The sequence below is a fragment of the Shewanella sp. Isolate8 genome (assembly GCF_022398495.1).
Lineage (GTDB): Bacteria > Pseudomonadota > Gammaproteobacteria > Enterobacterales > Shewanellaceae > Shewanella > Shewanella aquimarina.
The window spans coordinates 445697-471888 of the sequence record NZ_JAKEVI010000003.1; the positions used below are offsets into that span (position 1 = coordinate 445697).

Consider the following 26192-nt stretch of genomic DNA (forward strand, 5'->3'; position numbering starts at 1 on the left):
TGATGCTGGTGTAAACAAAGCGGCTTATGTCTCGTATATTACTGATTATTCTCTGTCTAATCTCATTCTCGGGTGCCGCTAATTCGCCCCTGAACCTCAATAAACGCCTGGGAATAGGACAAGAACCCCAGGTCGCCAGCAAGAGCACCGCCGAGCAACTCAGTCTGCTCGAAGAACAGCTCACCGAACAGCAGGCCCTACAGTCCAGCTTCGACGCCATCATTCACCAGTATCAGAGCCAGAAACAGGCGCTGACACAGCAGCTTAAAGAAGCCGCCACGCCACTGGAATACAACCCTAATCAAGACCTGAGCCAGCAGGCATCACTCTCATACCTGAGATTGGCTGAACTCAAGGAGACAGAGGCCAACCTGGCCACCCAGGTCAACGAATTGATCAAGCGTCAGCAGCAGCTGCCCAGCCTGATAAGCCAAGCCAACCTGACCCTGGTCAAGCACAAACAGGCGACCGGCAACGACAATCAGCCTCTGAGCGAGATGCAGCGCCGGGTCTATGTTCAGAGCCTCTCGACCCTGGAATCAGAATTAGCCAGCAGCCAGAAACAGATTGCCCTGACCCAGCAACAGCTAGCGCTGGTGCGTAGTCAGCTAGTTCAGCAGGAAGCCCTGATCGAAAGGCTCAACGGCGCCATCGCCGAGCAGCGTCATAAGGCCACGGCGGCCACCATCGCCGCCAGCCAGATCGAAACCTCCATCACAGACGATGCCATCGCCATCAAGCTGAACGACCAGAATCAGGCCTATGGCGAGCAGCTGAAACAGCTCACCCATGAAGTGACCAATGTGATGACGCTGCAGGAGCAGGCCGAAACCCAATACCAATTCCAGGCCAAGCAGATCACTAACATTCAGCAGCAGATCGCCCTGGTAAAGCTCAACTCGGCCTTCGGCGAGCGTTTCCTGCGTATCCTCTATTCGCTGCCCAAACCGCCGAGTCAGGATAAGATCAGTAATGAGATCGCCAATGCCCGCCTGGCACGCTACCAGATAGAGCAAGATCAGACCCTGCACCCGCTGCTCGGCGCCGCAGAGCAGCTCTCGCCGCTGCAAAGCAAGCTCCTGAGCGCCCAAAAAGAGCTGCAGCGTCAGCTACTGGAAAACTATGACCTCTATATTGGTGAGCTCGCCGAACTTAGGGTCTTGTATGAACAGTTAAGCCAGCAATATCAAACCCTCAAGACCACACTCAACGAACACCTGTTTTGGGTGGCCAACGCCAATAGCATAGACGGCTACTGGATAAGCGACCTGTACCAGAGTACCCAATGGCTGCTCACTCAGGCCCCCTGGCATCAGCTACACGACGCCCTTAGCGAGCAAAGCACCCTCTGGTCATGGTGGGTGATCTTGATGGTGCTCTGTCTGGTAATGCAGGATCTGGTCACGCCCAAGTTTACCCAGCTACTGGCGAAGAACGTCACCTATGTGGGCAATGTCACCCAAGATAAGTTTATCTATAGTTTCAATACCCTGGTTGGCTCGCTCCTCTATAGCTGCATCAAGCCACTGCCATTGATCTGCGGCGGCCTGATCTTCTACTTCAGCAACCACAACCTGGTCTCCTCGGTCGGCATGGGCATACTGGCCATAGGTATGCTGTATCAGCTCTATCGCCTCACCTATCTGCTGGCGCTGGACAAGGGTCTGTTGATCGGTCACTTCAAGGGCGACAAGCCCATCATACGTGCCGGCCAGCAACGCCTGCGCGCCCTGACCATTCTGGCCATGCCTATCGTGGGCGTTATCGGCTTTACCGAGGTGTTAGAGACCTCGCTGGTACGCAACAGCCTGGGTCGCGGCGCCTTCATCCTGCTGGCCCTCATGCTGTTCTGGTTCTACCGCGACATGCTGAGCCTGTCGAAGCAGGAGCATCATTATCATCAGGACGATAAAAACAAACGCCTGCTACAGAAGCTGCTCTGGTCGATACTCATACTACTGCCACCGGCCTGCGCCGTGCTGGCCTTCAGGGGCTACTACTTCACCGCCTATCAGATGCTGCTGCAGCTACAGCTGTCATTGATCTTATCCCTAAGCTTTATGCTGCTGTATCAGTTGATTAAGCGCTGGATGTTGATCGAACGCCGCCGCATCGCCTTCAACCGTGCCAAGGCCAAGCGCGCCGAAATACTAGCCCAAAGGGAGAAAGAGGACGACCCCAACAGCAACGAACCACCGGACACCTATGAAGAACCCGTGGTGGATCTAGAGACCATCTCCAGTCAATCTCTGGGGCTGGTACGCTCACTGCTGACTCTGGCCTTCCTGATCAGCCTGATCGGCCTCTGGACCCAGACCCATAGCGCCATCTTCTCCTTCCTGGATGGCATCACTCTGTGGACCAGCTCGAGCACGGTCGATGGCATCGCCCAGCAGTTGCCAATCACCCTCAAGTCCTTGTTGCTTGGGCTGATCATCGTCGGTTTCTCGCTGATGATCGCCACCAATCTGCCGGGCCTGCTGGAGCTGATGATCCTGCAGCGACTGGATCTGTCCCAGGGCACAGGCTTCGCCATCACCACGGTGAGTCGCTACCTGGTAGTCTTCTTCGGCATGCTCAGTGGTTTCTCGACCCTGGGGATGGAGTGGTCTAAGCTGCAATGGCTGGTCGCGGCGCTCTCTGTGGGCCTGGGTTTCGGCCTGCAGGAGATCTTCGCCAACTTCATCTCGGGCCTGATCATCTTGTTCGAGAAACCTGTGCGTATCGGCGATACCGTCACCATTCGCGATCTGACCGGCACTGTGAGTAAGATTCAGATCCGCGCCACCACTATCGTCGACTGGGACAGGAAAGAGATCATAGTGCCCAACAAGGCCTTTATTACCGAGCAGCTGATCAACTGGTCACTGTCGGATCCCATCACCCGAGTGATCGTCTACGTCTCGGTCGCCAGAGACTCAGACCCTGCGCGGGTGGAGGCGGCCCTGTACCAGGCCGTCAAGGAGTGTGACGATGCCCTGACCACACCCGAGCCAGAGGTCTGGTTTGCCGGATTTGGTCAGCATACCCAGGATTATGAGATCCGCGCCTATGCCAAGGATATGAACACCCGCTGGCCACTAAGGCATAAGCTACACAAGCAAGTCAGCAAGAAACTCAGAGAAAATCATCTAGAGCTCGCCTATCCGCAGCTAGAGGTGCATATTAGTGGTCAAAGTAAAGAGACTCAGGGATTAATTAGAAGCTAATGCGTGTCTATGCTCACCGGGGCGCCAGCGGCTACGGCGCCGAAAATACCCTGGCCGCCATCAAAAAATCGGTCGCCCTGGGCTGTAATGCCGTCGAAATCGATGTGCACAGCGTCGAGGGCGAACTCTATGTGTTTCACGACAGGCGTCTCGATGGCAAGAGCTCGGGTACTGGCCTTATCGAGGCGGTGACTCAAGAGTATCTGGCGAGCGTTAGCGTGGATGGCGAGCCCATCCCCAAACTCTGGGAGCTCCTCGAGTATCTGCAGCCCTTCGACGCCCTGATTAACATAGAGCTCAAGGGACTTAACTCCCTCGGTCCCTTCATGGCGCTCTACCCTGAGATCCTCAATAAACTCAACTACCGCACCGATCAGCTGCTGATCTCCTCTTTCCATCACGGCTTCCTGTTTGCCCTGAGACAGGCCTATCCCGAGATAGTGCTGGCGCCATTAATCGAAGGGGTACCGGAAGACCTGGCGGCCATAGTCACCCGATTAGAAGCCTTCTCACTGCATCTTAGCGTCAACTTCGTCACCCGGGAGTTAGTGGAGGATGCCCACGCCCGCGGCGCCAAGGTGTTTGTCTATACCGTGGATAATCGTGACGATATCCACTACCTGTCGCTGCTTGGGGTCGATGGAATCTTCAGTAATTTCCCCGACGTCAGCGCCGACTGCGTGCATCAACTCCTGCTGACACGCTAGTACTTACTCACGCCAAACCGCCCAACAAATAAGCAAAGTCCGCACTAGCGGTGGACACCTCTGCCATTTTTTGTAACTGTAGAACTAGGGCCTACCCCACTTAAGTACTAAGGCCAGCGGGAACATCTATAATGACTAAGTGCGACTAAATAAAGTTCGCCACAAAAATAAACCAGCCATTTTCTGGGTCTCATACAAAAATAATAACAGCCAAAAGGACTCGCTATGGAACACAAGCTACTGCTGCTAACCAGCGATAACGACAAATATCGCAACCTGCTCGGCTCCTGTCATCTGCCGCACCTGACGTTGCTGGGCGACAATCCTCAGAGTATCCTCGAGGCCGATATCTGGCTGGCCGAACCGCCATTGGCGGCGCCCTTGGTGGGTCATGCCAAACAGATCCAATGGATGCAATCTACCTATGCCGGCGTCGATCTCCTGGTCAAACCCAGGCTACGCCGTGACTATCAGCTCACCAATGTGAGGGGAATTTTCGGCCCGCTGATGAGCGAGTACCTGTTTGGCTACCTACTGGCCCACCAGCGCCAACATAAGCAGTATCAGTCCCAGCAGGCAGAAAAGATCTGGCGCCCGGGCAACTTTCGCACCCTGCAAGGGCAGGAGCTGCTGCTATTAGGCACGGGCAATATCGCCAAGCACCTCGCCCAGACCGCTAAACATTTTGGCATGCGGGTCACCGGCATCAACCGCGGCGCCAAGCCCACCATAGGCTTCGACAAGGTCGATACCCTGGCGAATCTGGCTCAGCACATAGGTAATGCGGATGCCATCGCCGCGATCCTGCCCAGCACACCACAGACCCAGGGCGCACTCAATCAAGAGATGCTCGCCTTGATGAAGCCTGAGGCGATCCTCTTTAATCTGGGCCGCGGCGATGTGCTGGATCTTGACGCCCTCTATGCCCAGCTACTGAGCCACCCTCAGCAAAACGCCATCTTGGATGTCTTCAATCAGGAGCCCCTGCCCCAGGAGCATCCCATCTGGTCGCTGGAGAATGTCATCATCACCCCCCATATCGCCGCCCCGAGTTTTCCCGAGCAGGTCGTGGAGATCTTCGCCAATAACTACCACAAGTTCATCAAGGGAGAGCCCCTGAGCCACAGGGTTAACTTCGAGCGCGGCTACTAAGGAAGCCGCGAGCAAGCCCCATGTGTGCTCAGCACTGGCTTACAGGTATGAATGCAAGGCTCGACCAGGTTAATACCATCACCTCTTAAATTAATCCGGCCTAGCTGGCGCGCTTGCCAGCGTTACTGCGTCGGTCAAAATCTAAGCCCAACGAGGCAAATCCTATCCCCAGATAGGCTAGAGGCCCCGTGTTTAGTGGGATAGTTCACAATTTTTAATTCCCCGTAAAGGCGCCATAGTGCACATTCTATAACCAGGAGTTATTAGCATTGAGAATCGTTTTCATTTATACTTGCGTGCATCTGAAGTAGGGGAGTCACCTGTATGTATGTTTGCCTTTGCCACGCCATTACCGACAAGCAAATAAAAGAAGCTGTCGATCAAGGAGATATGTCTCTTGCCGACGTTAAGCGTCGTCTGGGCGTTGGCAACCAATGCGGTAAATGTAGCAAGATGGCCACCGAGATCATCCAGGCGCGACTCGATGTTACCCCTAACTTCTACGAAGTGGCTTAAGGCCCGCTTCAAACAGACATAAAAAAAGCTGCTCTAGAGCAGCTTTTTTTATGTCTGGATTTTATGTCTGACAGTCGACTAGAGGCTGGTTTCGTCCTCACCCAACTCCACCTTATCCACACGTTGCAGACCTCGAGGCAGCTTGGCACCACGACGACCGCGCTCACCACGGTAATGCTCGAGATCGCTCGGCTTGAGGGTGAGCTTGCGCTTACCCGCCCACAGGGTGACGGCGGTATCTTGGGGCACCACGTGCAGATGCACCAGCAGCTCTTCGCGGCTCTTGGCCCTGTCGCTGGCGATGCCGATGATCTTGTTACCCTTACCCTTAGCCAGCTGTGGCAGGGCGTCGACAGAGAAGAGCAACATGCGGCCCTCGTTGGTGATCGCCAAGATAGACTCGCTGCGGCTCTTATCCACGCGTCTCGGTGGCAGCACCTGCGCATTGGCTGGCAGGCTCAGCAGCGCCTTACCCGCCTTGTTGCGCGACACCATATCCTTATAGTCGCCGATGAAACCATAGCCCGCATCGGAGGCCAGCAGGAAGCATTGTCCATCCTCACCCAGCAGCGCATGAGCCATAGACTCGCCCGGTGACAGCTGGAAGCGAGTGGTCACGGGCTCACCCTGGCTCCTGGCCGATGGCAGGGTATGGGTATCGGTCGCAAAGGCGCGTCCGGTCGAGCCGATAAAGACGGTGGCGTGATTGCTCCTGCCCGACGCGGCGCAGAGGAAGCCGTCACCCGCCTTATAGGAGAGCGCCGTTGGGTCGATATCATGGCCCTTGGCGCAGCGCACCCAGCCCTTCTCCGACAGCACTACGGTTACCGCTTCGGCCGGTACCAACTCCTGCTCAGACAGGGCACGGGATTCGCTACGCTCGACAAGCGGCGAGCGACGCTCATCGCCATAGGTTTCGGCGTCTTGCTTAAGTTCTTTCTTGATCAGCGTCTTCATGCGGCGATCTGAGCTCAGCATTAGCTCAAGCTTCTCGCGCTCCGCCTCTAGCTCGCTCTGTTCCGTCTTGATCTTAAACTCTTCCAGCTTCGCCAGGTGACGCAGTTTAAGATCCAGGATGGCGTTGGCCTGCTCATCGGTCAGGTTAAAACGCGACATCAGCTCGGCTTTGGGATCATCGTGGTAACGAATGATCTCGATCACCTCATCGATATTGAGGAAGGCGATCATCAAGGCCTCAAGAATATGCAGCCTTGCCAGTACCTTATCTAATCTGTGCTCTAAACGGCGTCTGACCGTGGTCAGCCTGAACTCCAGCCACTCGGTCAGCAGCAGTTTCAACCCCTTGACCTGAGGACGACCATTGAGCCCAAGCACGTTGAGGTTAACGCGGAAGTTCTTCTCCAGATCTGTGGTGGCAAACAGGTGCGCCATCAGCTGGTCACAATCGACACGGTTGGAGCGCGGCACTATGACGATGCGCACCGGGCTCTCGTGATCCGATTCGTCACGCAGGTCGGCCACCATGGGCAGCTTCTTGGCCTGCATCTGGGCGGCGATCTGCTCGAGAATCTTACCGCCACTTGCCTGGTGTGGCAGCGCGGTGATCACTATCTCACCCGACTCCACCGTATAGACGGCGCGAGCCTTGATAGAGCCACGGCCGGTCTCGTAGATCTTGGCGATCTCGGTTCTCGGACTGATGATTTCCGCCTCGGTAGGATAGTCAGGGCCGGGCACCAGCTCCATCAGCCTTTCCAGATCCGCCTTAGGGTTGTCGATCAGCTCGACACAGGCATCCACCAGCTCGCGGGCATTGTGTGGCGGCACGTCGGTGGCCATACCCACCGCGATCCCTGTGATGCCGTTGAGCAGTATGTGCGGCAGGCGCGCAGGCAACACCATAGGCTCTTTCAGGGTGCCGTCGAAGTTGACGCCCCAATCTACCGTGCCCTGACCCAGTTCGGTCAGCAACACCTCGGAGAACTTAGAGAGACGCGCCTCGGTATAACGCATGGCCGCAAATGACTTAGGATCGTCCGGCGCCCCCCAGTTACCCTGACCATCTACCAAGGGGTAGCGGTATGAGAACGGCTGCGCCATCAAGACCATGGCCTCGTAACAGGCACTGTCGCCGTGGGGGTGATACTTACCCAGTACATCACCCACGGTTCTTGCCGACTTCTTGTGCTTAGATTGCGCCGACAGGCCAAGCTCGCTCATGGCGTAGACGATACGGCGCTGCACCGGTTTTAATCCGTCGCCGATATGTGGCAGGGCGCGATCCATGATGACGTACATGGAATAGTTTAGATACGCCTCTTCGGTGAAACGTCTCAAGGGCATCTGTTCGACGCCATCGAGGCTTAAATCTATCGCATCACTCATTGATTAGGATCCTGTTGTTCACTCGCTTCACTCGATTCGCTCTCTTCGCTCGTGTTCTCTTTATAAAACAGACGATACACATTGCCTTTGAGATCGTCTGAAATATACATGGCCCCATCGGGTGCCATGATTAAGTCATAGGGCCGGGCAACGGGAAACTCTCCATCGAGAAAGCTCACCACCGTCTGGCGCTTGCTGATACTGTCATCTTCCAGGGTCAACATGGTGACCTGGTAGCCTATCTTACTGGAACGGTTCCAGGAGCCGTTTTCGGCCACGAATAGCTGGTCACGGTACTTCTCGGGGAACTGCTCACCGCGGTAGAACTCGAGCCCCATGGGCGCCACGTGGGCCGGTAGCTCGAAGACGGGCGTCGTCACCTTAAGGCCCTTGGGCTTCTCGTAGGCGGGTTCTAGCACGCTGCTGGCATGAATATAGGGAAAGCCGTAGTGGGCACCGACAATATCGACACGGTTAATCTCATCCGGTGGCAGTCTGTCGCCCATCCAGTCGCGGCCCAGATCGGCAAACCACAGCTTGCTGTCTTTAGGGGCCCAGTCGAAGCCGGTGACGTTGCGTATGCCGGTGGCGATCTGCTCGCTGCTGCCACTCTCGAGATCGATGGCGATGATGCTGCCAAAGGGCGCATGGGCCTCACACACGTTACAGGGCGCACCGATGGCGACATAGAGGCGACCATCTGGGCCGAAACGCATGGCGCGGCGGCTCTTGTTGGTCTTGCCCGGCAGACGGTCGTAGACCTCCTTACCCCTGCCCGGACGTCGCAGACGGTTCTCTATGTCCACGAAGCGCAGAATACGCTCCTCTTCGGCAACATAGAGATCCCCTTTGTAAAAAGCGATCGCCTCTGGGTACTCGAGCCCCTTGGCGACCACGTAACGCTTGTCTACACGGCCATCGGCGTTACTGTCCACCAAGGCCTGAATGCTGCCAGATTTATAGGAGCCGACAAACAGCGTACCCTCATCACCCAGTGCCATCTGCTTGGCATCCCCGAGATCTGAGGCATATAAGGAGAGTCCAAATCCCTTGGTGACTGTGATCATGATAGGCTGCTCGGCACGTGCCGTCAGGGCCACGCCCGATGCCACCATGGCAAACATCGCACTCAGAAAATAACAACTAACTCTTTTATTATGCATTATATTAAGCTTGTCTAACGATTTATCTTTTTATTTTAATGACATAGCTATAGCTGGGCTAAGTCGCCTTTGGTTTCAAGCCAGGTCTTACGATCGCCAGAACGCTTCTTGGCCAGCAACATGTCCATGATGGCCAGGGTATCCTCGGCATCATCTATGGTTAACTGTACCAGTCTTCGGGTGTTGGGATCCATGGTGGTCTCCCTCAGCTGCAGCGGGTTCATCTCACCCAACCCCTTGAATCGGGTCACCTGCACCTTACCCTTCTTCTTCTCGGCAGTGATGCGATCTAAGATCCCCTGCTTCTCGGCTTCATCCAGGGCGTAGTACACCTCTTTGCCCACATCCACCCTAAACAGCGGCGGCATGGCCACATAGATGTGTCCCTTCTCCACCAGCACCTTGTAGTGCTTCATAAACAGGGCACACAGCAGGGTGGCGATATGCAGACCATCCGAGTCGGCATCGGCCAGGATACAGATCTTGCCGTATCTGAGTTCGGAGATATCGTTGCTGTCCGGGTCACAACCTATAGCGACCGAGATGTCGTGCACCTCCTGAGAGGCCAGCACCTGCGAGGCCTCCACCTCCCAGGTATTAAGAATCTTCCCCCGCAGCGGCATGATCGCCTGGAATTCACGATCCCTCGCCTGCTTGGCACTGCCGCCTGCCGAGTCCCCCTCCACCAGGAAGAGTTCGCCTCGCATTGGGTCTTGGCCGCTACAATCGGTCAGCTTACCCGGCAGTGCAGGGCCAGAAGTGACCTTCTTACGCGCCACCTTCTTAGCCGCCTTCAGGCGTTTCTGGGCGTTGCTGATACACATCTCGGCCAGGGCCTCTGCCTGATCCGTATGGGTATTGAGCCAAAGGCTGAAGGCGTCTCTGACGACACCCGATACGAACGCCGCGCTCTGACGACTGGAGAGTTTCTCTTTGGTCTGTCCGGCAAACTGAGGGTCTTGCATCTTGATCGACAGGATAAAGCTGCTGCGATCCCAGATATCTTCGGGTGATAGCTTGATCCCTCTGGGGATCAGGTTGCGAAACTCACAGAACTCGCGCATCGCCTCCAGCAGTCCCTGACGGAAGCCATTGACATGGGTCCCCCCCAGCGGCGTCGGGATCAGGTTGACATAACTCTCGTTGAGGGAGTCTCCGCCCTCGGGCAACCAGGTGATGGCCCAGTCTACCGCCTCGGTATTGCCCTGCATGCTGCCGATAAAAGGTTCCTGAGGCAGCGTCATGGCGCCATTGGTCGACGACTTGAGGTAGTCGGTCAGGCCGCTCTCGTAGCACCACTCTTCGATATCACCCGTCTGCTTATTGGTAAACTTGATGCGCAGCCCCGGGCAGAGTACCGCCTTGGCTCTTAACAGATAGATAAGCTTGGGAATCGAGAAGTTAACCGAGTCGAAATAGCTGGCGGTGGGCCAGAAATGGACCCGCGTGCCCGTGTTGCGTCGACCACAGGTACCTGTCACCGTCAGGTCATCTACCTTGTCACCGTGGGCGAAGGCCATCTCATAGACTTGACCGCCCCTTCGCACCGTGATCTCGACGCGATTAGAGAGCGCATTGACCACAGAGATCCCCACTCCGTGCAGACCACCGGAAAACTGATAGTTATTGTTGGAAAACTTACCACCGGCGTGCAGCTTGGTGAGAATAAGCTCTACCCCAGGTATCCCTTCTTCGGGATGGATGTCCACCGGCATGCCGCGGCCATCGTCGATCACCTCGAGCGAATTATCCTTGTGCAGTATCACGTCAATTTTGGTCGCGTGCCCCGCAAGAGCCTCATCGACGCTGTTATCGATCACCTCTTGGCCCAAATGGTTGGGGCGGGTGGTGTCGGTGTACATACCGGGGCGACGTTTTACCGGGTCGAGTCCATTGAGGACTTCAATTGCATCTGAAGTGTATTGGTTAGTCATAGCGCACACAATATATTGTTATTCAGGCCATGTTGCGGCCCTACATGTCTATTTGTCAAGAAACAGGAAATCACAGATCCCTGGCATCTGCTGCTCATAGCCGACGAAGCTATGATCGCCTCCCGCCTCGATGAGCATTTGACAACATTGGTATTTATTCACGGCTTGCCGATAATCAAGCACCTCATCCCCTGACTGCAGCAGCACCAAGAATCGATAGGGATGTGAGATGGCCGGCGTATCGTATTGCGCCACCTCTAACTTGTGCTCGGGGAGAATCTGATAATCCTCTTCTGTGTAGGGATTGTACTGGGGACCGAGGAACTCATCAAACAGCTCGAAGGGTTTCACCGCAGGATTAACCAGCACGGCTCGTCCGCCATAGTGCTCCGCCAGATAACTCGCAAAATAGCCGCCAAGGGAAGAGCCGATAAAGCCGAGGCGCTCCCCACGTGCCAGCGCCTGCTCGACCAAATCTGTCAGCAGTGCCATGGCTGCCATTGGCGTGGCGGGGAGTTGAGGTTGTACGAAATTGATATCAGGAAAATGCTTGGCAATATATTTGGCAGTGACCACACCTTTATCTGAGTGCGGTGAACTATTGAATCCATGAATATAGAGCAGCATATGTCCTCGGCAGTGAATGATAAAAAGGCGATGTATCCCTTACACGACGGCTTACCGGCCAGAACGGCGCTGAACCTAGTCTCTGCCGCTTAGTTTCAGTCGCTTAGTCTCTCCACCTCGCGTCGGGCAATCAGATGCTATCATCCACGCGGCAATTAACCAAATATTAACCCATCGATGCTTAGCAAACTGCCTGCCTAACAGGGTAACCAAGATGGCCGCCTAATAACCGCTGGAGTCGTGATCAGGTGAAAACTTGTTGCCGGGCACCCGATAGACGTTGGCCTGAATGCTGCCGTCTGGTCTTAATTCAAGCAGGCGATAACCGGGTTGCTGGGCATCGAGGGCGAAATAGGGAGACTTGGGCTTAAACTGGATGCAGGTCGAAGGCGTAGCCATCAGCTTAACCGGGCCACTCTTGCCCTGATAATTCTGATCCAGACTCTGATGTACATGGCCCCATAACAGGCCCTTGACCTGAGGCATGGCCGTGACTCTGTCGAGAAATGCGTCACCATTGTCCATGCAGTGTTGATCCAACCATTTGCAATCCACCAGAATCGGATTGTGGTGCATCACCAACAGGGTATGTAGCTCGGGATGAGCCGCCACCGCCGCCTCAATCAACTCCATCTCACTGTCGGCCATATGCCCGCCAGGTTTTCCCCTAACGGTGGAGTCCAGCATGATGATCTGCCACTTTCCCACCAGGATGCGCCTATCGCCATAGACCCTGGGGCCCTGCATATGCAGATGCATGATGCGTGGATCGTCGTGATTGCCCGGCAGGTAATGACAAGGAAGGTTTAACTTTTCAATCGCCGCAACGAAGTTATGGTAAGACTGATTGGAATAATCTTGGCTAATGTCGCCAGTCGCCAACAAGAGGTGTGCCGGATACTCAACGGCCTTAATGGTGTTCAATACAGCATCTAAACTATGTGCGGTATTCACACCCAGCAGCTGCGCCTCGGGATCGGCAAAAAGATGAGGGTCCGTCACCTGGACCAGCTTTACGCTCTCATCATGATCGATGGAATAAGAGATAGCCTCTTTTAGCACATTAAAACCCTAAGATTCGGACTGACAAATGATGCGGGCATGGTTGTCAATCTTGAGTAACTCTTCAAGAAAAGCATTTACCTGATACTTTTCATCTCTATGGTACATACGTATATTTGGATAATCATATACTGGTCTTAATCGATAAATCTGTCGACTAGTTAACACTTCTGCTAATTTAGCGTCATGGTAAACACGTACTACAACTTTAGGAGTATCAACGTATTGCGCGATTTTTAGCGGGCGGGAGATCTCAATTAATTGGGTATATTGGGTATTTTCCAGCAGCTTAACCTCGAGGCAGCCAAAGTCTCCTTCGACCTGCCATGACTGTCCTTGCTCATACCCCGCGGGTAGCCAGCGTAATATATTGAAATAGTTGCGACTGCACAAGGCGAGAAAACGACTCACGTTTGCCTGGTAGTCGGGCTTTCTCTTATTTAACGACAGGCTCACTTAGCCGCCCTTAGATCTTGATGGTGCAGCTGTAGCCACTGCAGACCGATCACAGTGGAGGCGTTGTTGATAGTGCCGTCACACAGCAACAGATAGGCAGCCTCACGCGGCATCACATGTACCTTAATGTCTTCATGTTCATCGTCCAGGCCATGCAGGCCATCGGCCTGACTGGCATCGACCCGTGCCCAGTAGAAATCGAATCGCTCGCTGGTACCGCCGGGGCTGGAAAAATATTGGCTGATGTAGTGCATCTCGCTGGCCACCAGGCCTGACTCCTCAAGCAGCTCACGATGAGCCACCTGCTCGGCCGACTCCTCCTCTTCTATCATGCCAGCCACTAACTCGAGCAACCAAGGCGTGGGCGCCGCGTCAACCACGGGAATGCGTATCTGCTCAATCAGCACCACCTTGTCACTCACGGGGTCATAGGGCAGCACGACCACGGCGTGGCCGCGCTCGAACACCTCACGCACCACTTCCTGGCTCCAGCCACCGGCAAACAGCCTATGTTTGAATCTGTACTCTTCCATACGAAAAAAACCCTGAAACAGGGTTCGTTTTCCCAGCATCTGTACGTCATCTTTGGTGAATTTCTGACTCATGACTCATCCCGCGACTCAGTTAGTAATTGCTTATCCCCAGGGGCTCTCAATATATCATGTAGACCATTAAAAAATGCAGATTTACCGTTAAAAACTGTTACACTTCCTTGTTGACTTAAAAATGGTTAATTTCTTAATATCTTAACCTTAATAAGTTTAGATGTATCGGGAAGCGTCGGGAAGCGCAAACCGCTTCGCGCAAATGAATTGCGCTGAAGCATCACTTAACTTTATTAAGTAAATGGCTCCGCCTAGGAGTATTTATGTCTAAAAAAGGACAGCTAATGAAATTTAAGATCCGCACCTTATGTGCAGCGTTGACTCTCGCGGCAACGACTTCTGCCGTGCATGCCGACGATCTACTGCAGATATATCAGCAGGCTCTCACCAACGATCCTATTGCACTACAGGCACAAGCTCAGCGTGACCGTCTCTACGAGCAGATCGAAGAGAACCGCGCTCCCTTGCTACCTACCATCAGCGCCAGCGTAGGCTATGGAAAGCGCTGGACCAATATTGATGATGACAAGTACAACAGCGGACTCGATGCTGGAGTGTCACTCAATCAGGTGATCTATGATCACAGCGCCTGGGTTGGACTCGATCTTGCTGAGCTGGCGGCCTCACAGGCCGACGCGGCCTATGCCTCGACACTTCAGTCACTCATCATTCGCGTGACAAGCGCCTATTTCGACGTCTTAGCCGCGAAAGATAACTACGAATTCAAGGGTGCGGAAAAACGCGCCATCGAGCGTCAGCTCGAGCAGACCAAGCAACGTTTTGCCGTGGGTCTCACCGCGATCACAGACGTACACGAAGCCCAAGCCCAGTATGACTTGGCCCGAGCATCGGAAATTCTGGCGGAAAACCAGCTGATCAACAGCTACGAAGCGCTCAGAGAGATCACTGGTATAGACCACAAGTCTATCGATATTCTGGACACCACGCGTTTCACCGCGGTACCACCGAGCCCAGCCCAGCCAAATGATTGGTTAAAGATGGCCGAAAGCAGCAGTGTGGATCTGCTAACGACGCGTATCGGTAAAGATATCGCCCAGCAGACTATCTCGCTCTATAAAGCGGGTCACATGCCATCTCTGAGCCTGAACGCAGGTTACACCACAAACCTGGATCAGAAGAATCAGACAGGTGATTTGAACGATTACGACAACGCCAATGTGGGCCTGAAACTGAGCGTGCCTATCTTCGAAGGCTTTAAGGTCAGCTCTAAAGTTAACCAGGCACAATACCAGTACGTAGAAGCCAGCGAAAAGATGGAGCAGACTTACCGCAAGGTAGTAAAAGATGTGCGTAACAACTTCAACAACGTTGGTGCCTCTATCAGCTCTATCCGCGCCTATGAGCAATCTGTGGTCTCTTCTGAGAGCGCACTGAAGGCAACTCAGGCAGGTTTCGAAGTCGGCACTCGTACCATCGTTGACGTACTCAACCGTACCCGTGACCTGTATGACTCTAAGCGTCAGCTCTCTAATGCCCGTTATGGCTACATCAACTCTATTCTGGCGTTGAAACAAGCGACTGGCACCCTGAGCGAAGACGATGTCATCGCCATCAACAATGGCCTGAAGGCACCTGAAGTCAGTCAGTAAGAGATCAGGCTTTAGCCACAAAAAAACCGCCAACATGGCGGTTTTTTTTATGTCTGCAAACTAGCAATTAGAAGACTAGCTCAACCCCGGCGAAATAGCCTTTAAACTGCATGTTGGCCGTCACACCATCGAAGTTGTTCACGTCGAAGTTAAAGTCACGGTAGCCGACACGCAGCTTGGTATCGAGCGCCACGCCGTCGAACTGCCAGCCCAGACCCAATTGATAATCGTAAACGCTGCTCTCATCGACGCCCTGCATCACATCGGCAAAGCCATACAGACCCAGGCCTGGAATACCTACCTCGGCATTGGCGTAAGCCATGACCACACCATCGCTAAGATCTTTTTGTGAATAGGCACCGACAACGCCAGATGGCGAGATTTGATGTACGCGGAAAGAGCCGTGCATCTTCTTGTAGGCGGCGCCGAGATCCAGTGCCACTATGTCGTTATCCAGCAGCTCATAGTAGAGCACGAAATCGGTATTGCTCAAATTGCTCGCCGTGGTCACGTCGCCGCTAAATACCCGATCGCCGGCCAGAGTCGCCTTGCCGTCGGCATCCAGACGGTTTTCACGGATCTTTAGGTTAGGCACTAAAGGAATAGGATGCTCGATGGCGACCCAGATACTACCCTGAGATGAAGAGCTGTAATCAAACTCCTGTTGAGCCTGGCCCTTCTGCGCGAAGGTACCCTCGGTGTCGGCATTCCAGTAGTCGCCGCCCACTTTAAAGCCAACTACAGTAGCCGCCTGTGCAGACGTCGCTGCCAAAGACCCGAGCAGAGCACATGCAAGTAGTGTTTTTTTCATCTAATTAGCCTTGAGTCAATAAGTTAGTTAAATCGATCACCGCGGCATTTGCGCGGGAAATATAATTGGCCATCACCAAGGAGTGGTTGGCCACTATGCCAAACCCAGATCCGTTCAACACGATCGGGCTCCACACAGGCTGCTGTGTCTCTTCCAGCTCACGAATGATCTGCTGCAAGCTGACTTCAGCATTTTTCTTCTTCAATACGTCGGCAAAATCCACCTCAATAGCCTTCATGAAATTCAACAGTGCCCAGGTGGCGCCACGGGTTTCATAGAAGACATCGTCGATCTGCCACCAGCCGGTCTTGATCTCCTGGCTGGCCAGATTAGGCGTCGACTGGCTGGCCTCAGTGTCACCGGCGAGATCTGTGTTGATTCGCTCCTGACCGACGCTGGCGGACAGGCGCTGCGACATGCTGCCCAGGCGCTTCTGCACCTCTTTGAGCCACTCATTGAGGTTATCGGCACGGGCGTAGAACTGTGCGTCGGGATTATTGGTGTCGGCGATGCGGGCACGATAGAGCTTGAGCAGCTTGATGGCATCGCGATACTCGCCTTCGGCGCTCGGCACTAACCAGCTCGTGTGTTCGATATTCAGCTTAGAGTGGGCCGCCAGCAGATCTTTGTCGGCGGTAGACTGCGACTGGGAACGGCTAAATTCCTTGCGCATGATCAGCGCCAGGTCCCTCGCCTGCTCGATGGCGCCAAACTCGAAGGCCGGCATGTTATCCATAAACAGCGAAGGCGGCATCACATCGTTGGACAGCCAGCCGCCGTTTTTATCGAGGAGGGTTTCCATAGTCAAAATCAGAGAGGTGGTGGTCGCGTAGCCCACTATCTTATGACCCGTCTCGTTATTGAGCTGATAGGGCTCGATACTGTCTGGCTCTACACTCCACCATACGCTGATGATATAGCCAATCAAAAATAAGACGGCCGCCGCCAGGCTGACCCGTTTCCATGTTACCTGCATACTCTTACTCCATTAATGGTGATGATGGTGCTGGCCATCATCTTGTGTCGCCATCGCTTGCTTGCTCACCGGCAGCGTTACTTGCTGCTCGCTGCCATCGCTAAACTTTAGCCTCAACACCACTTCCTGTCCTTCCGTCAGCGGTTTTTTTAATCCCAATAACATCACATGTTTGCCCGAAGGCATGAGCTCAAGGTTGCCGTGACTGGCCAGGGTAAATTTGGGGAGTTGACGCATCTTCACCACGCCTTCTTCTTCCACCAGGGTGTGCAGCTGCGCCTCGGCGGCTACCTCGGTCTCGACGCCGACAAGGTCGACCTCAGGCCCGTGGTTCATCAGGGTGAAATAGGCGGCACTATTGGGCACGCTCGGCGGCATGGCCCTGACATAGCCATCGACAAACATGACGTTTGCCAATACGGAAAATGAAGTGCATGATAGCAGGACAAAATTAAACGCGTGTTTGAAAATCTGTTTCAATGCCTTAAACTCCTTTTTAACCCCATTTGCCATATAAGGATTATTGACCCATGAGTAACATTCAATTTCAGGATGAGCAGGGCGTACGCATCATCACGATCAATCGCCCCGAAAAACGTAATGCGCTTAACCTTGAGATGTATACTCAGCTCACAGAATACCTTATCCAAGGGGAGTCAGACAACGGAATTAACGCCTTTCTCCTCAAAGGTGAAGGCGATTGTTTCACCTCGGGCAACGATGTTGCTGACTTTTTAAAAAATAGTGACTTAGGGCCAGATCATCCGGCATTCAAGTTTCTGTTCAGCCTGCTGGATCTGACTAAACCTTTGGTTGCTGCGGTCAGCGGCCCGGCCGTCGGCATAGGCACTACCCTGCTGCTGCATTGCGACCTCATCTACGCCGACAACACGGCTAAGTTTCAGCTTCCCTTCGTCAACCTAGCACTGGTGCCTGAGGCCGGTGCTAGCCTACTGCTGCCCCGTCTGGTCGGGCAGGCCAAGGCCAGCGAATTGCTGCTGCTCGGTGAGGCCTTCGATGCCCAGAGCGCCCTATCGATAGGGCTTATCAACGATCTGCTGCCAAGCGATAAATTGATGAGCCATGCCCTGAACCAAAGCATCAAGCTGGCGAAGAAGCCACCTCAGGCACTCAGAGCCAGTCGCAGGCTAATACGTGGCGATAAGGCGCCAATAAGAGAGCAGATGCTAAAAGAGTTGGAAGAGTTTGCCATTCGCCTGCAGAGTGACGAGGCCAAGGCGCAATTTAACGCCTTCCTGAGCAGATAAAGAAATTGGGCCAGGCTAGTCGACCCGGCTGGCTTGGCCTACGCCCCAGGCGGCGAGCAATAAGAGAATAATCGGCCAAAACAGCGAAAAACCGGCAAACAACATGGCGATGGCACTCAGCACACAGAAAGAGGAGACCAGGGCGATAAAACTAAAGGCCAGGGTGAGCCAGAGTAACAGAATCAATAACAGGGCACTGACCAGCGCCGTACTCCACAGGCCAATGTCGATCCACTGAGGGGACTCCAGGCTGATATAAAACCAACGCGCTTCAAAATAATGTCCTAGCGTCAACAGCACCGCTGCAACAAAGAGGAAGACCCCCAAGGCCAGCAGGATATCCAGCGCTTTTTGTAAATTCGTACGTCCCTTCACGCTCATCATCCCAAAAGGCTAGTAGCCTGGTTTCCATTTCGGTAGCACCAGCGCCAAGACAAAATAAACTAACAAGACGAAAGCCGGATTCATAAAGGCTGCCACGGCCCAGACCACACGTGTCCACAGGCAAGACCAGGCAAATTTGTCTGCCGTCATCGCCGCCACACCACATACCATGCTGCGGGGATTCTTTAACCTTCTAACCAGATCATCGATATTCATAATATGTGTCCTTCACTATCAACAAAATCGTGAGCCCCGGCTATAACACCTTATGCCATTTCAGGGTACAGACTAAGGTTGCGCAGAGCGCGAAGCTCAAAACAGGGAGCAGTAACAGTGCTGCCAACTCAAACAGATAAGTCATAATGATTCCCTAATCAGTGGTATTCCTTAACCAAAGTGATGACTTAACCAGTTTATTCCTTAACCATTGCGCTCTTCATTGGCGCCTCTTCACTCTTAGTCGCCGTTTCAGCCAGCTTAAGGTTGGTATCGAATAATGACTCCGATAGCTGCGTCTGCAGTGAAAGTGTCAGCTCTTGCTGAGCGGTCACCATCATCTCCTGCATCTGAGTCGCCAAATGACGTTCTAGCTTGGCGGTGATATCTGTAGGGATAAAGTCATCTGCCGAGGCAGAGAAGCTAGCACCTACCAGTAGAGAGGCGATTAGCGATACTTTAGTTAGCTTGTTCATGATGTCTTCCTTTCCATTTCGTTTATGACATCTTGGATAATACAAGGGGTGTGCCAACTTTTCGCAAACAATATAATCATTTGATAAATAAGGATTTATAGGTTTACCTTGGTGAAAGACTTAGGCGAAGGCAAAGACGACGAGATGATGAAGATAGTGAGTTTCACCACCGGCTGGTAATTTTCACTAACTTTAGTAATGAGTATAAAATTTAGACAAAAAGAGCCGCTAAGTTATCAGCGGCTCTTTTAGAAAATGATGAGATAAGCTTCTATTTAATCAGCAATTATTTAAGATCCATACTGGCCCTAGCCTGATGGACCACCTCGATACCGGCGCCAGGCTTATGAGCATTCTCGCTCAAATAACGACGCCAGGCACGAGACCCCGCCTCGCCCTGATACAAACCTGTGATATGACGGGTAATATGATTCAGGCGACCACCGGACACTAGATGTTTCTCTATATAGGGAATCATATTCTCCAAAACGGCATCTCTGCTCAGCACAGACTTATCCTGACCGCACAGTTGTTGATCCACCTGAGCCAATATGTAAGGGTTCTGATAGGCTTCACGTCCCACCATGACACCGTCTAACTGCTTAAGGTGCTCGCCGCACTCTTCAAGTGTCTTGACCCCACCATTGATGGAGATGCTCAGCTGAGGATAATCCCGCTTGAGGCGATATACCCTGTCATAGTCAAGCTCGGGGATCTCGCGATTCTCCTTGGGACTCAGCCCCTGCAACCAGGCCTTGCGGGCATGAATAATAAAGGTGTCGCAGCCAGCCGCGCTCACCTTGTCGACGAACTCGGTGAGAAACTCATAGCTGTCTTGCTCGTCGATGCCGATGCGGGTCTTCACCGTTACCGGAATGTCGACCACCTCATTCATGGCCGCCACACACTGGGCCACTAAATCTGGCTCCGCCATCAGACAGGCACCGAAACGGCCATTCTGCACACGATCCGACGGGCAGCCGACATTCAGGTTAACCTCATCATAGCCGCGCTCGGCCGCCAGCTTGGCACACTTGGCCAGGTCTTCAGGATTTGATCCCCCCAGCTGCAGCGCCAGCGGATGCTCCTCTTGGTTATAGGCCAGGTAATCGCCCTTGCCATGAATGATCGCCCCGGTGGTGACCATCTCGGTATAGAGCAGCAGCTCAGAGGACATCAGGCGCGCGAAATAGCGGTAGTGTCTGTCGGTCCAATCCAGCATGGGCGCAATGGAGAAGGTACGATTAATAGCAGTTGGCATAGTGGCAGATGACATAAATAAGGGTAACCCAAGTTTAGCAGTCGCCCTCTCTCGGGCTGGGCGCGCATTTTACACCGCATGACAACAAATGAACACTCCCGCGGGATGACGCCAATCGGCGCGCGCTAAGAAGAGCATAGCGCGGCAGAGTCTAAGAAAAGAAAAACCCTGCCACGGCAGGGTTTTAAGCAAACATTTGTCGACCTAATCCTAGAACGGGATATCGTCGTCCCAACCGTCATCCAGATCCGGCGTGAAGTTCTGTTGTGGCTGAGGCGCCGGACGCTGCTGCGGAGCCTGCTGTTGCGGTGCGGCCTGTGGCTTAGGCGCATAGGCTGGTGCCTGCTGCGGCTGAGCGCCATAACCTTGCTGCTGTGGTGCAGCCTGTTGCTGGGCACCATAACCACCTTGAGGAGCCGATTGCTGAGGTTGTTGCTGACGCTGTGCCGGCGCAGATTGCTGAGGTGCGTACTGGTTCTGGTTTTGCTGTTGCGGCGCGCCATAACCTTGCTGACCACCCTGACCACCTTGGCCACGGCTATCCAACATCTGCATCTCGTTAACGTTGATCTCTGTCTTGTAGCGATCTTGTCCGGTCTGCTGATCCTGCCACTTGCTGGTCTGCAGCTTACCTTCCAGATACACTTTCGAGCCCTTCTTCAGGTACTCACCTGCGATCTCCGCAAGACGACGGTACATTACAATGTTGTGCCATTCTGTACGTTCTTGCATCTGACCTTGTTGGTCTTTCCAAGACTCACTGGTCGCCACTGTAAAGTTGGCTACGGCGTTGCCGTTTGGCATGTAACGAACCTCGGGATCTTTCCCCAGGTTACCGACCAAAATTACCTTATTGACACCACGACTGGCCATTGAAATCTCCTGCGATAATCTTATAAATCTAAATTGGGTACAGATGCTCGGCCATATTCGGCCGTGGATCTGTTAATTGGAAGAGCCTAACACAGCTCGCGCCTGTCTCAAATCGAAATGCTCATCAACTTTCAAATAAGCGACCTTCTCCTCAAGCACGACTATGGCCTCGGCCACGCCGGGTAGCTGCGACAGCTCGGTTGCCATGGCACGGGCCTGTTCCTTGCCTTCCACCTCGGCTTCCAGGGTATAACTCTTTAATAAAACCGGGTTTTGCATACCGAATGTCAGCAATAACCAGAGGCACATCAGACCGAGCGCCACGGTAAAGACACCCGCCGCCCCCAGCAGCTGATAGGCACCACCGCCTAACAGGCCGCCACAGAAGGCGCCTAGGAACTGACTGGTAGAGTAGACCCCCATGGCCGATCCCTTGTCGCCCACTGGGCAGAACTTGGCGATCAGGCTCGGCAGCGATGCCTCGAGATAGTTAAAGCCGGTAAAGAAGAGCACCACGGCAACGCTCAGCACCACCAGGCTATTGGCAAACAGCGCCATGGCGGCCAAGGCGGCGATCATGATCAGCAGCGCAATCTGAAAGGTCGCCTTAGTGTTTTTCTTCTTCACCCCAATGATGATAAGCGGCACCATGAGGAAGAAGGCCCCCACGAAGGCGGGAAAATAGAGCATCCAGTGTTTCTCTTTCGCCAGGCCCGCATCGACCAGATCCAGCGGCAGCGCCACAAACACGGCGGTCAACACCAGATGCAGGATGAAGATACCCGCATCCAGTCGAAACAGCTGAGGATCGGTGAGCATCGCCTTGAGCTTAGCCGGCGCCGCGACAGTATCGCCTTTGGGCGCCTGACCTATGGGGTTAGGCACCAGCAGCTGCACTATCACCATCCCCAGCAGGGCGAGACCAGCTGTCATGGCAAACAGACCCGACAGGCCAAGATGCTCGGCCACGATAGGGCCCACCAGCAGAGAAAGTGCGAAGGAGAAGCCGATGCACATGCCTATGATGGCCATTACCTTAGTGCGTTGCTCGTCACGGGTCAGGTCGGCGGCCAGCGCCAACACGGCGGCGGCAATTGCCCCCATCCCCTGCAGGGCACGTCCGGCAACGACGCCATAGATTGAATCGGCCGAGGCGGCCAGCAGGCTGCCCAGCGCAAACAGGGCCAGACCGATGAGAATGATAGGCTTGCGGCCATATTTGTCCGATAGGATCCCCATGGGGATCTGCAAGATGGCCTGGGTTAGGCCATAGGCCCCGATGGCAATCCCCACCCACAGGGGAGAGAATCCCTCAAGGTGTTGTCCGTACAACGCAAAGACAGGCATGATCATAAACAAGCCCATCATGCGTAGCCCAAATACACTGGCTAGTGAAAACGCGACTCTTTTCTCAGTCTTAGACAGTCCATTATTGGCCATTATTCGCCCTGATCTGTATTCATAAATAAGTCGCGCAGTTTATCACGAAGCGGAGAAATAGCTCAAAAAGAAAAGTTGAAGATGCGAGCAAAATGCGCAATTGCCCTCCCCCCATGGCTAGATCACAGGCTGGGCTTTTCTATGACCTGACTCAATTTTTATGCGATAATCAGTCTCTTTTTCGGCACATTCAGAGAGACAGATGGACAAGATTGAAGTTCGTGGCGCCCGCACCCACAATCTCAAAAACATCAACCTGACGATCCCCAGAGATAAGCTTATTGTGATCACTGGCCTGTCGGGTTCGGGAAAATCCTCACTCGCCTTCGATACCCTCTACGCCGAGGGACAGCGTCGTTATGTCGAATCTCTGTCGGCTTACGCGCGCCAGTTCCTCAGCCTGATGGAGAAGCCTGATGTGGATCATATCGAGGGCTTGAGTCCGGCGATCTCCATCGAACAGAAATCGACCTCCCATAACCCACGCTCCACCGTGGGCACCATCACAGAGATCTACGACTACCTGCGTCTGCTGTTTGCTCGTGTGGGCGAGCCTAGATGTCCGACTCACAACCAACCATTGGCGGCCCAGACCGTCAGCCAGATGGTCGACAAGGTACTCACCCTGCCAGAAGGCAGCCGACAGATGCTGCTGGCCCCAGTGATCAACGACCGCAAGGGCGAGCACGTCAAGCTGCTGGACAGCCTGGCGGCCCAGGGCTTTATCCGCGCCCGTATCGATGGCGAGGTATGCGACCTGTCCGATCCCCCGGCGCTGGAGCTGCACGTGAAACACACCATCGAGGTGGTGGTGGATCGCTTCAAGGTGCGTGACGATCTGCAGCAGCGTCTGGCAGAATCGTTCGAGACAGCCCTGGAACTTTCCGGCGGTATCGCCACGGTCGCCTCCATGGACGGCGACGGTGAAGAGCTGCTGTTCTCGGCCAACTTTGCCTGTACCCACTGTGGTTACTCTATGGCGGAGCTGGAGCCGCGCATCTTCTCCTTCAACAACCCCGCCGGTGCCTGCCCCACCTGTGATGGTCTGGGCGTGCAGCAGTTTTTCGATGCCGACCGGGTGATCACCAACACAGAACTCTCTCTGGCCGGTGGCGCCATCCGCGGTTGGGACAGACGCAATTTCTACTATTTCCAGATGCTCACCTCGCTGGCGGAGCACTATAAGTTCGATGTCGAGGCGCCGTTTGAGAAACTGAGCGCCAAGATACGTAACATAGTCCTGCACGGTTCGGGCAAGGAGAGCATAGCCTTCAAATACATTAACGATCGCGGCGACGTGGTGGTGCGCAACCACCCCTTCGAAGGGATCCTCAATAACATGGACAGACGCTACCGCGAGACGGAATCAAACGCGGTACGCGAAGAGCTGGCCAAGTATATCAACACCCAGGCCTGTAGCAGCTGTGGTGGCTCGCGCCTGCGTGAAGAGGCCCGCCATGTGTTTATCGAAGACCTCAACCTGCCAAGACTCACCGAGTGGTCTATCGGCGAGGCTATGGAATACTTCGAGCAGCTGAGCCTGACCGGCCAGCGGGCACAGATCGCCGAGAAGATCCTCAAGGAGGTGCGCGATCGCCTAGGCTTCCTGGTGAACGTCGGCCTCAACTACCTGAGCCTGTCACGCTCGGCCGATACCCTATCCGGCGGCGAGGCCCAGCGTATCCGTCTGGCCAGCCAAATCGGCGCCGGCTTGGTTGGTGTCATGTATGTGCTGGATGAACCCTCCATCGGTCTGCACCAGAGAGACAACGAGCGTCTGCTCAACACCTTGATCCACCTCAGAGATCTCGGCAACACGGTAATCGTGGTCGAACACGACGAAGATGCCATCCGCATGGCGGATCATATTATCGATATCGGCCCGGGCGCCGGGGTGCATGGCGGTCAGGTGATCTGCGACGGCCCGCTCAAGGAGATCGTCGCCTGCGAGCAGTCGGTAACCGGCCAATATATCTCGGGCAAGAAGCAGATCCAGATCAGCGAGAAACGCGCAGAGTACGATGCCAGCAAAGTGATCGAGCTGTTCGGTGCCTCGGGTAACAACCTGAAGAATGTCGATCTCACCATTCCCGTGGGGCTGTTTACCTGTGTCACCGGGGTGTCTGGCTCGGGCAAGTCGACCCTGATCAACGACACCTTCTATAAGATCGCCCATCGCCAGCTGAACGGCGCCACGGTGGATGAGCCGGCTCCTTTCCAGAAAGTCACCGGCATGGACCACTGTGACAAGGTGGTGGATATCGACCAGAGCCCCATCGGCCGCACGCCGCGCTCTAATCCGGCCACCTACACGGGGATCTTTACCCCAATCCGAGAGCTGTTTGCCGCCACGCAAGAGGCGCGGACCCGAGGCTACAAGCCGGGGCGTTTCTCCTTTAACGTCAAGGGCGGGCGCTGTGAGGCCTGTCAGGGTGATGGTCTGATCAAGGTGGAGATGCACTTCCTGCCGGATGTGTATGTGCCTTGCGATAGCTGTAAGAGCAAGCGCTACAACCGCGAGACCTTAGAGGTACGCTACAAAGGCAAGAACATCCACGAGGTACTTGAGATGACGGTCGAGGAGGCGCGGGAGTTCTTCGACGCCGTGCCGGCCATCGCCCGCAAGCTACAGACCCTGATGGAAGTAGGCCTCTCCTATATCGGCCTGGGTCAGAGCGCGACAACACTTTCGGGCGGTGAGGCCCAAAGGGTCAAGCTGGCCAAGGAGCTGAGTAAGCGCGATACCGGCAAGACTCTCTATATCCTAGATGAGCCGACCACGGGCCTGCATTTTGCCGATATTCAGCTGCTACTGGACGTACTGCATAGACTCAAGGCACACGGTAATACCATAGTGGTTATCGAGCACAACCTGGATGTGATCAAGACGGCAGACTGGATCGTCGACCTCGGCCCAGAGGGCGGCTCCGGCGGCGGCACCATACTGGTCAGCGGCACACCTGAGCAGGTCGCCGAGCATCCAAGCTCCCACACGGCGCGCTTCCTCAAGCCGCTATTAAAGAGCAGCTCAAGCTGACGGCCTTAAGAAGCCAGCCCCGACGGGCTGGCTTTTTTGTTTATTTCACGCACAAACCCAGGT

23 protein-coding genes are annotated in these 26192 nt (G+C 54.4%); 7 read left to right on the plus strand and 16 right to left on the minus strand.

Features of this window, described 5'->3' with window-relative positions; all coding sequences use genetic code 11:
- Window positions 1–26 precede the first annotated feature (26 nt).
- The 4 genes from L1D43_RS14455 to L1D43_RS14470 all read left to right on the plus strand — a co-directional run bounded on the left by L1D43_RS14455 (window position 27) and on the right by L1D43_RS14470 (window position 5584).
- Window positions 27–3209 (plus strand): mechanosensitive ion channel domain-containing protein, encoded by a 3183-nt coding sequence (locus tag L1D43_RS14455; RefSeq protein ID WP_239852647.1) that lies wholly within the window; start codon window positions 27–29, stop codon window positions 3207–3209.
- Complete coding sequence (locus tag L1D43_RS14460) at window positions 3209–3916, plus strand: glycerophosphodiester phosphodiesterase family protein (protein WP_239852649.1); 708 nt, start codon at window positions 3209–3211, stop codon at window positions 3914–3916. The genes L1D43_RS14455 and L1D43_RS14460 overlap by 1 nt, the downstream gene beginning before the upstream one ends.
- Before the next feature lie 225 nt (window positions 3917–4141).
- On the plus strand, window positions 4142–5068 hold the full coding sequence (locus L1D43_RS14465; protein ID WP_239852650.1) for a D-2-hydroxyacid dehydrogenase: 927 nt from the start codon (window positions 4142–4144) through the stop codon (window positions 5066–5068).
- 324 nt (window positions 5069–5392) lie between these two features.
- The gene (locus L1D43_RS14470; protein WP_011864358.1) at window positions 5393–5584 is read left to right on the plus strand and encodes a bacterioferritin-associated ferredoxin; all 192 of its coding nucleotides are present in this window, start codon (window positions 5393–5395) and stop codon (window positions 5582–5584) included.
- A gap of 78 nt (window positions 5585–5662) precedes the next feature.
- On the opposite strand, the gene parC is transcribed toward L1D43_RS14470, so the two are convergent.
- The 7 genes from parC to nudF form a co-directional block, all read right to left on the minus strand.
- Window positions 5663–7930 carry a DNA topoisomerase IV subunit A gene (gene parC, locus L1D43_RS14475; RefSeq protein WP_239852652.1) on the minus strand — a complete coding sequence of 756 codons (2268 nt, stop codon included), beginning with the start codon at window positions 7928–7930 and terminating at the stop codon, window positions 5663–5665.
- Window positions 7927–9054, minus strand: a complete 1128-nt coding sequence (locus L1D43_RS14480; RefSeq protein WP_239853245.1) for a PQQ-dependent sugar dehydrogenase — start codon at window positions 9052–9054, stop codon at window positions 7927–7929. Before L1D43_RS14480 ends, parC begins: the two co-directional genes overlap by 4 nt.
- Before the next feature lie 86 nt (window positions 9055–9140).
- Entirely contained in the window at window positions 9141–11027 is a 1887-nt protein-coding gene (gene parE, locus L1D43_RS14485; RefSeq protein WP_041508348.1) for a DNA topoisomerase IV subunit B, read from the minus strand.
- 48 nt (window positions 11028–11075) lie between these two features.
- Window positions 11076–11654 carry a YqiA/YcfP family alpha/beta fold hydrolase gene (locus L1D43_RS14490; protein WP_239852654.1) on the minus strand — a complete coding sequence of 193 codons (579 nt, stop codon included), beginning with the start codon at window positions 11652–11654 and terminating at the stop codon, window positions 11076–11078.
- A 222-nt stretch (window positions 11655–11876) separates the two neighbouring features.
- Complete coding sequence (gene cpdA / locus L1D43_RS14495; RefSeq protein ID WP_239852656.1) at window positions 11877–12716, minus strand: 3',5'-cyclic-AMP phosphodiesterase; 840 nt, start codon at window positions 12714–12716, stop codon at window positions 11877–11879.
- A gap of 9 nt (window positions 12717–12725) precedes the next feature.
- Window positions 12726–13172, minus strand: a complete 447-nt coding sequence (locus L1D43_RS14500; RefSeq protein WP_011864352.1) for a DUF1249 domain-containing protein — start codon at window positions 13170–13172, stop codon at window positions 12726–12728.
- The gene (gene nudF / locus L1D43_RS14505; protein ID WP_239852658.1) at window positions 13169–13777 is read right to left on the minus strand and encodes an ADP-ribose diphosphatase; all 609 of its coding nucleotides are present in this window, start codon (window positions 13775–13777) and stop codon (window positions 13169–13171) included. The genes L1D43_RS14500 and nudF overlap by 4 nt, the downstream gene beginning before the upstream one ends.
- A gap of 284 nt (window positions 13778–14061) precedes the next feature.
- Here nudF and tolC point away from each other — a divergent pair, with 284 nt between their 5' ends.
- On the plus strand, window positions 14062–15387 hold the full coding sequence (tolC, locus tag L1D43_RS14510; RefSeq protein WP_239852659.1) for an outer membrane channel protein TolC: 1326 nt from the start codon (window positions 14062–14064) through the stop codon (window positions 15385–15387).
- Between the two features lie 67 nt (window positions 15388–15454).
- Here the strand turns inward: tolC and L1D43_RS14515 are convergent, their stop codons facing one another.
- From L1D43_RS14515 to L1D43_RS14525, 3 genes are read right to left on the minus strand one after another with little or no spacing between them, the layout of a single operon-like run.
- The gene (locus L1D43_RS14515; protein ID WP_239852661.1) at window positions 15455–16198 is read right to left on the minus strand and encodes a TIGR04219 family outer membrane beta-barrel protein; all 744 of its coding nucleotides are present in this window, start codon (window positions 16196–16198) and stop codon (window positions 15455–15457) included.
- Between the two features lie 4 nt (window positions 16199–16202).
- Window positions 16203–17174, minus strand: a complete 972-nt coding sequence (locus tag L1D43_RS14520) for a DUF2333 family protein (protein WP_239852663.1) — start codon at window positions 17172–17174, stop codon at window positions 16203–16205.
- Between the two features lie 12 nt (window positions 17175–17186).
- Window positions 17187–17687, minus strand: a complete 501-nt coding sequence (locus L1D43_RS14525) for a copper chaperone PCu(A)C (RefSeq protein ID WP_239852664.1) — start codon at window positions 17685–17687, stop codon at window positions 17187–17189.
- A gap of 17 nt (window positions 17688–17704) precedes the next feature.
- Here L1D43_RS14525 and L1D43_RS14530 point away from each other — a divergent pair, with 17 nt between their 5' ends.
- Entirely contained in the window at window positions 17705–18442 is a 738-nt protein-coding gene (locus L1D43_RS14530; RefSeq protein ID WP_239852665.1) for an enoyl-CoA hydratase, read from the plus strand.
- A 15-nt stretch (window positions 18443–18457) separates the two neighbouring features.
- Here L1D43_RS14530 and L1D43_RS14535 read toward each other — a convergent pair whose 3' ends face one another.
- The 6 genes from L1D43_RS14535 to L1D43_RS14560 form a co-directional block, all read right to left on the minus strand.
- Entirely contained in the window at window positions 18458–18817 is a 360-nt protein-coding gene (locus L1D43_RS14535) for a hypothetical protein (RefSeq protein WP_239852666.1), read from the minus strand.
- A gap of 18 nt (window positions 18818–18835) precedes the next feature.
- Complete coding sequence (locus L1D43_RS14540; protein WP_011864344.1) at window positions 18836–19042, minus strand: PspC domain-containing protein; 207 nt, start codon at window positions 19040–19042, stop codon at window positions 18836–18838.
- Window positions 19043–19239: 197 nt separating this feature from the next.
- Window positions 19240–19518, minus strand: coding sequence for a hypothetical protein (locus tag L1D43_RS14545; RefSeq protein ID WP_239852668.1), 279 nt, complete (start codon window positions 19516–19518; stop codon window positions 19240–19242).
- A 286-nt stretch (window positions 19519–19804) separates the two neighbouring features.
- Window positions 19805–20794 (minus strand): tRNA dihydrouridine(20/20a) synthase DusA, encoded by a 990-nt coding sequence (gene dusA, locus L1D43_RS14550; protein ID WP_239852669.1) that lies wholly within the window; start codon window positions 20792–20794, stop codon window positions 19805–19807.
- Window positions 20795–20989: 195 nt separating this feature from the next.
- Window positions 20990–21652 (minus strand): single-stranded DNA-binding protein, encoded by a 663-nt coding sequence (locus L1D43_RS14555; protein ID WP_041508338.1) that lies wholly within the window; start codon window positions 21650–21652, stop codon window positions 20990–20992.
- A gap of 72 nt (window positions 21653–21724) precedes the next feature.
- Window positions 21725–23092, minus strand: coding sequence for an MFS transporter (locus L1D43_RS14560; protein ID WP_041508337.1), 1368 nt, complete (start codon window positions 23090–23092; stop codon window positions 21725–21727).
- Between the two features lie 202 nt (window positions 23093–23294).
- On the opposite strand from L1D43_RS14560, the gene uvrA reads away from it, so the two are divergent.
- On the plus strand, window positions 23295–26129 hold the full coding sequence (gene uvrA, locus L1D43_RS14565; protein ID WP_239852671.1) for an excinuclease ABC subunit UvrA: 2835 nt from the start codon (window positions 23295–23297) through the stop codon (window positions 26127–26129).
- The last annotated feature ends 63 nt before the right edge of the window (window positions 26130–26192 follow it).

What these genes read in the sequence shown, in the direction of transcription:
- parC (WP_239852652.1), bottom strand. Translation starts at nt 7,930, where the DNA reads ATGAGTGATGCGATAGATTTAAGCCTCGATGGCGTCGAACAGATGCCC.
- L1D43_RS14460 (WP_239852649.1), top strand. Translation starts at nt 3,209, where the DNA reads ATGCGTGTCTATGCTCACCGGGGCGCCAGCGGCTACGGCGCCGAAAAT.
- L1D43_RS14530 (WP_239852665.1), top strand. Translation starts at nt 17,705, where the DNA reads ATGAGTAACATTCAATTTCAGGATGAGCAGGGCGTACGCATCATCACG.
- L1D43_RS14520 (WP_239852663.1), bottom strand. Translation starts at nt 17,174, where the DNA reads ATGCAGGTAACATGGAAACGGGTCAGCCTGGCGGCGGCCGTCTTATTT.
- L1D43_RS14540 (WP_011864344.1), bottom strand. Translation starts at nt 19,042, where the DNA reads ATGAATATCGATGATCTGGTTAGAAGGTTAAAGAATCCCCGCAGCATG.
- parE (WP_041508348.1), bottom strand. Translation starts at nt 11,027, where the DNA reads ATGACTAACCAATACACTTCAGATGCAATTGAAGTCCTCAATGGACTC.
- L1D43_RS14465 (WP_239852650.1), top strand. Translation starts at nt 4,142, where the DNA reads ATGGAACACAAGCTACTGCTGCTAACCAGCGATAACGACAAATATCGC.
- nudF (WP_239852658.1), bottom strand. Translation starts at nt 13,777, where the DNA reads ATGAGTCAGAAATTCACCAAAGATGACGTACAGATGCTGGGAAAACGA.
- uvrA (WP_239852671.1), top strand. Translation starts at nt 23,295, where the DNA reads ATGGACAAGATTGAAGTTCGTGGCGCCCGCACCCACAATCTCAAAAAC.
- L1D43_RS14480 (WP_239853245.1), bottom strand. Translation starts at nt 9,054, where the DNA reads ATGTTTGCCATGGTGGCATCGGGCGTGGCCCTGACGGCACGTGCCGAG.
- L1D43_RS14470 (WP_011864358.1), top strand. Translation starts at nt 5,393, where the DNA reads ATGTATGTTTGCCTTTGCCACGCCATTACCGACAAGCAAATAAAAGAA.
- dusA (WP_239852669.1), bottom strand. Translation starts at nt 20,794, where the DNA reads ATGTCATCTGCCACTATGCCAACTGCTATTAATCGTACCTTCTCCATT.
- L1D43_RS14555 (WP_041508338.1), bottom strand. Translation starts at nt 21,652, where the DNA reads ATGGCCAGTCGTGGTGTCAATAAGGTAATTTTGGTCGGTAACCTGGGG.
- L1D43_RS14490 (WP_239852654.1), bottom strand. Translation starts at nt 11,654, where the DNA reads ATGCTGCTCTATATTCATGGATTCAATAGTTCACCGCACTCAGATAAA.
- L1D43_RS14560 (WP_041508337.1), bottom strand. Translation starts at nt 23,092, where the DNA reads ATGGCCAATAATGGACTGTCTAAGACTGAGAAAAGAGTCGCGTTTTCA.
- L1D43_RS14515 (WP_239852661.1), bottom strand. Translation starts at nt 16,198, where the DNA reads ATGAAAAAAACACTACTTGCATGTGCTCTGCTCGGGTCTTTGGCAGCG.
- L1D43_RS14545 (WP_239852668.1), bottom strand. Translation starts at nt 19,518, where the DNA reads ATGAACAAGCTAACTAAAGTATCGCTAATCGCCTCTCTACTGGTAGGT.
- L1D43_RS14455 (WP_239852647.1), top strand. Translation starts at nt 27, where the DNA reads ATGTCTCGTATATTACTGATTATTCTCTGTCTAATCTCATTCTCGGGT.
- tolC (WP_239852659.1), top strand. Translation starts at nt 14,062, where the DNA reads ATGAAATTTAAGATCCGCACCTTATGTGCAGCGTTGACTCTCGCGGCA.
- L1D43_RS14525 (WP_239852664.1), bottom strand. Translation starts at nt 17,687, where the DNA reads ATGGCAAATGGGGTTAAAAAGGAGTTTAAGGCATTGAAACAGATTTTC.